This is a genomic window from Erwinia sp. PPS120 (assembly GCF_047918655.1).
Classification (GTDB): Bacteria; Pseudomonadota; Gammaproteobacteria; order Enterobacterales; family Enterobacteriaceae; genus Erwinia; species Erwinia tasmaniensis_A.
On record NZ_JBLREF010000060.1, the window covers coordinates 1 to 913 of the forward strand.

A 913-nucleotide genomic window follows, 5' to 3' on the forward strand; every position below is an offset into this window, starting at 1 on the left:
GTGCCGCTTCAAACATAACAACGTTCCTTAATTGTCAGGTGTTAAAACAAAAGCTGGCAAGCAGCGCCTGAAATTGTTGACTGTCCCCGTCCGTCAGTATCGCGGTGCAGGTCATGGTGAACACCAGAATCTTGTTTTCAGAGGTGTTAAATACCGTCTGTTGCTGGAAGAGCCGTTTACCGTCACGCAGGTAGCTGGCATGCACACATTCACCCTGTAACAGGTTATTGCCGAGCACCACAGGCACCCGTTCCGTCTGCTTCCAGCCTTTAAGATGCTTCTGTATCAGCGTTAACTGCCGGTCAATATAAGCTGACAGCGTTTCATCATCATTCATCGAATCACGGGAGATGTTAAAGGCTGGCATGTTCTCACCGGGCAGGGTAAAGACATTAACGGTGCGATCCTGATACTGGTCAGGAAGGGTGATGCGGCCTTCGGTAAACAGGCAGAGAGGGAGGTTTTCAGACATTAAGCAGCTTCCGTATGCATCAGGACGGTTTAAGTGTGCCACAGGGTCAGGCAGCTTGCTATACGGAGGTTTCATTTACTGACGGAAGGTACGTGTTCTGAGATAAGTATCGGTTCAGAAACAGGTTGGTTCAGCATATGCCTGCTTTCGTAGTGCAAAGTTAGTCAATTAATCTCACCCGTCATGCCTTATTACCGTTAGGTTTGACTTCAAGGTATAAGCCATTGAAATCGCTAAGGTGGTATAGCTTTTCTTTCGCTTTTGCTATGCGGCATTGACTATCAGTGAGCATAACTATTCCGTGTATATTTATTATACCGTTATTGTACTTACTTAGAATGAAGATGGAAGTCGGTAATCCTCCCCTTTTTAACGGAGGCGATAAGTAGAATCAAGTCATGCGTTGAATATGCTGCATCGGCGTGTAGCCATTTAATGCCA

At 46.2% G+C, this 913-nt stretch carries 1 protein-coding gene and 1 pseudogene; both read right to left on the reverse strand.

From position 1 onward, the window contains the following. Nucleotides 1–34: 34 nt before the first annotated feature. Complete coding sequence (locus ACLRGG_RS20775) at nt 35–472, reverse strand: DcrB-related protein (protein ID WP_416251510.1); 438 nt, start codon at nt 470–472, stop codon at nt 35–37. 184 nt (nt 473–656) lie between these two features. Beyond that, nucleotides 657–764, reverse strand: a pseudogene (locus tag ACLRGG_RS20780) (Arm DNA-binding domain-containing protein); the annotation flags it as partial. Nucleotides 765–913: the final 149 nt, after the last annotated feature.